A 3,360-nucleotide genomic window follows, 5' to 3' on the forward strand; every position below is an offset into this window, starting at 1 on the left:
CCACCCCGCTCTCGCCGGTCGACTCGGCGCAGCCGAATGGAGACCCCGCCGCCCCGGCATCCGTGACCCCCGAGCTCGAACTCGACAACGATGCGACGATCATCCGCCGCCCGCAGGACGACGAGACGATCATCACCGGCAACGCCGACGCGACCGTGATCTCGGCCCGCCGCCGCCCGCGGTGGTGGGTGCACACGACGATGGGAGCGCGTGTCGAGCTCACGGGGGCGTCTGCGATCCTGGGGCGGCGTCCCTCGGCGCATCCGCTCTACCCGGGCGCCCAGCTGATCGCGGTGACCGACGACGCGCTCTCGGTCTCGGCGACGCACGCGGTGCTCGAGTTCGTCGGAGGCGACTGGCACATCACCGACCTCGATTCGACCAATGGAGTCTGGCTCATCGACCCCCGCACCAACGAAGAATCGGAACTGGGCGCACGCAACCGCGCCCGCGTGACCCCGCAGTTCATGCTCGGCGAGCTCGGCGTGAAGGTGGTGCAGGGTGCCTGACCGCCGCCACCGCCATGAGACCGTCGTCGTGACGGGCGCCGATCCGCAGCTCCGCACGGCCGCGGGCACCGACGCCGGCCGCCACCGCCGCGGCAACGAGGACGCGTTCCTCGCCGATTTCCCCGTCTACATCGTCGCCGACGGCATGGGCGGCCACGACGCCGGCGCCGTGGCGAGCGCTGCCGTGGTGCGCGCCTTCTCGCCGCTGGTCGGCCGCGACGACGTCCGGCCCGACGAGGTCGCCGACGCGATGCGCCGCGCGCACCAGACCGTCGCCGCGCTGAGCGACCGCACCCGCCGCGGCGCGGGCAGCACGCTGACCGGCGTCGTGCAGGTCCGCCACGACGGGGCGCCGTACTGGCTCGTGCTGAACGTGGGCGACTCGCGCGTCTATCGCGTGGTCGGGGCCCGCTTCGAGCGCATGACGATCGACCACTCGTACATGCAAGAGCAACTGGATGCCGGCAACCTCACCCCGGAGGAGGCCGAGACCTTCGAGCACCGCAACGTCATCACGCGGGCCGTCGGCGCTCCCGACAGCCCGGCCGACTACTGGGTGCACCCCGTCGAGCTGGGGGAGCGGATCCTCATCTGCTCCGACGGGCTGCACGGCGAGCTCAGCGAGCCCGAGCTCTACGACGTGCTCGCCCAGCACGGCGACCCGGGCGAGGCGGTCGACGCGCTGATGCAGCTCGCGCTCGACCACGGCGGCCACGACAACATCACGGTCGTCCTCGTCGATGTCGCCCCCGAGGCGGCGCGGCAGGCCGCTCCGCCGGTCGACTCGGCGCAGGAGGCTGCCCCGCCGGTCGACTCGGCGCAGGAGGCTGCCCCGCCGGTCGACTCGGCGCAGGAGGCCGCTCCGCCGGTCGACTCGGCGCAGCCGAATGGAGACCAGGAAGGCGCCGAAGATGCCTGACAACGACGACACGGTCGTCACCGAGGGCCACGGCACGATCGAGGACACGGCGCCGGTCGTCGCGCGCCGGGTGGCGCAGACCGAGGCGGCCGCGAAGTTCACCGTGGGCCGTGCGCTCCCCCCGCAGGCGCCGCCGGTCACCGACATCCACCTGCTCGACTTCCGCCCGCCCGAGGTGCCGTCGGGCAGCATCGTGCGCTACAAGGCGCGCACGAACATCGAGGTCACGCAGGTTCCCGACTTCGACGCGTCGTGGAAGGTTCGCCAGCGGGTGCCGCGGCAGCTCTCCGCGCATGAGATCGTCGCGCACCAGAACGACGGGCGACGCGCCTGGCGCCGCCGCGCCCTGATCATGGTCGGGGCCATCTGGCTGGCCGTCATCGTGGCGGCCGCAGCCGGCATCTGGGCTCTGCAGCGCCTGTAGACCGCGTCCCGAGCGCCCTGTGGAGAACGTGGCGGGCGCTTCGACCACTCCCGCTACTGTCGGGGTCCATGCTGCGACGCACGTGCCGCGCCCCCGCCGAACCGAGCATGGCGCGCCGCCCGCTCGCCCAGCTCGGCGTCGTCCTCGGGCTCGCAGCCGTCGCCATCTGGTTCGCGCTGGCGCGCTGGCAATCGGGGGATGCCGCGCACCTCGCCGCCTCGATCGTCGAGCTCGCGGCGTTCCTCTACCTCGCGGTCATCTCGGTCCCGCTCGCGCTGATCGACCTCGAGGTGCAGCGGCTGCCGAATCGCATCGTGCTGCCGAGCTATCTCGTCGGCGGGGCGCTGCTGGGTGGGGCATCCGCCATCGCGCGCGACTGGGCCGCACTGGTCACCATGCTCGCCGGGGGAGCCGCGCTGTTCGTGGTGTATTTCGCGGTAGCCGTCGGCTCGCCGCGCGGCATGGGCTTCGGCGACGTCAAGCTCGCCGGTGTGCTCGGACTGTTCCTCGGCCACCTCGGCGTTCCGCAGCTGATCGTCGGCGCCTTCGCGGCGTTCCTGCTCGGCGGCCTGTTCGCGATCGCTCTGCTGGTCGCACGTCGCGTGGGCCGCGCCTCAGCCATTCCCTTCGGCCCCTGGATGCTCGCGGGCGCGTGGGCCGGCATCACGGCCGGCGCGCCTCTGACGGACGCCCACCTCGCCCTCTTCGGCCTGGCCGTCTGACCGGGTGCGCGTCGGGCCCGAGGGCTCGCCGCCCGCCTCGCTACGGTAGGGGCATGCCCCTGTACCTCCCCGACTTCCACGCAGGCCAGACCTTCACGACGCCCGGCCACACCGTCACCGAGGGCGAGGTTTACCAGTTCGCCGCGCTCACGAACGACAACAACGAGGTGCACACCAACGCCGAGTTCGCGAAGGGCACCCGCTACGGCCAGCGCATCGTGCACGGCATGTTCGGTGCGTCGCTCTGCCTCGGCCTGATCGCCCGCACGGGGGTCTTCGAGGGCAGCGCGGTCGCCCTGCTCGGCATCGACGAGTGGAAGTTCACGGCGCCGGTCTTCATCGGCGACACCCTGACGCTCACGGTCGAGATCCTGTCGGCGCGACCGACGAGCTCGGGGGAGTACGGGGTGCTCGAGCGCCGGCTGACCCTGCGCAAGCAGACCGGCGAGGTCGTTCAGGAAGGGCGCATGGACCTGCTCGTCCTCGCCGCCCCGCTGGAAGGCTAGACGCGTCAATCCCTGGCGCCACCTGGGGTGATTGCTACTGTGACCCCCATGAGCGACACCACGCCGACGCCGCGTCCCGACGAGCCGACCCCTCTCGCCGATGAGACGGCACGCGAGCTGAACACCGGCGAGCAGCCCCTGACGACGAGCTCGGACCCGGCCGACCATACCGACACCGGCATCGCTCCGACGCTGCCGCCCGACTACCAGCCGGTCGCCGCGTCAGATCACGTCGCCCCCGAGCCTGAGGTGCCGGCCGCCCCCGCGGGCGAGTCTGTCG

General features: G+C 72.4%; 6 protein-coding genes. All 6 read left to right on the forward strand.

Features of this window, described 5'->3' with window-relative positions; all coding sequences use genetic code 11:
• Positions 1-509 (forward strand): FHA domain-containing protein (locus tag ACM2XV_RS13535; RefSeq protein ID WP_487027305.1); only part of this gene is annotated, 509 nt, incomplete at its 5' end.
• Positions 502-1,428, forward strand: a complete 927-nt coding sequence (locus ACM2XV_RS13540) for a PP2C family protein-serine/threonine phosphatase (RefSeq protein WP_487027306.1) — start codon at positions 502-504, stop codon at positions 1,426-1,428. The genes ACM2XV_RS13535 and ACM2XV_RS13540, both read left to right, overlap by 8 nt.
• Positions 1,421-1,852 carry a hypothetical protein gene (locus tag ACM2XV_RS13545; protein WP_487027307.1) on the forward strand — a complete coding sequence of 144 codons (432 nt, stop codon included), beginning with the start codon at positions 1,421-1,423 and terminating at the stop codon, positions 1,850-1,852. The genes ACM2XV_RS13540 and ACM2XV_RS13545 overlap by 8 nt, the downstream gene beginning before the upstream one ends.
• A 68-nt stretch (positions 1,853-1,920) precedes the next feature.
• The gene (locus tag ACM2XV_RS13550) at positions 1,921-2,574 is read left to right on the forward strand and encodes a prepilin peptidase (protein WP_487027308.1); all 654 of its coding nucleotides are present in this window, start codon (positions 1,921-1,923) and stop codon (positions 2,572-2,574) included.
• 53 nt (positions 2,575-2,627) lie between these two features.
• On the forward strand, positions 2,628-3,080 hold the full coding sequence (locus ACM2XV_RS13555) for a MaoC/PaaZ C-terminal domain-containing protein (protein WP_344776447.1): 453 nt from the start codon (positions 2,628-2,630) through the stop codon (positions 3,078-3,080).
• 48 nt (positions 3,081-3,128) lie between these two features.
• The coding region (locus ACM2XV_RS13560; RefSeq protein ID WP_487027309.1) for a hypothetical protein at positions 3,129-3,360 on the forward strand (232 nt) is incomplete at its 3' end.

Source organism: Gryllotalpicola sp. CP2-P1, from assembly GCF_057512245.1.

What these genes read in the sequence shown, in the direction of transcription:
- ACM2XV_RS13545 (WP_487027307.1), top strand. Translation starts at nt 1,421, where the DNA reads ATGCCTGACAACGACGACACGGTCGTCACCGAGGGCCACGGCACGATC.
- ACM2XV_RS13550 (WP_487027308.1), top strand. Translation starts at nt 1,921, where the DNA reads ATGCTGCGACGCACGTGCCGCGCCCCCGCCGAACCGAGCATGGCGCGC.
- ACM2XV_RS13555 (WP_344776447.1), top strand. Translation starts at nt 2,628, where the DNA reads ATGCCCCTGTACCTCCCCGACTTCCACGCAGGCCAGACCTTCACGACG.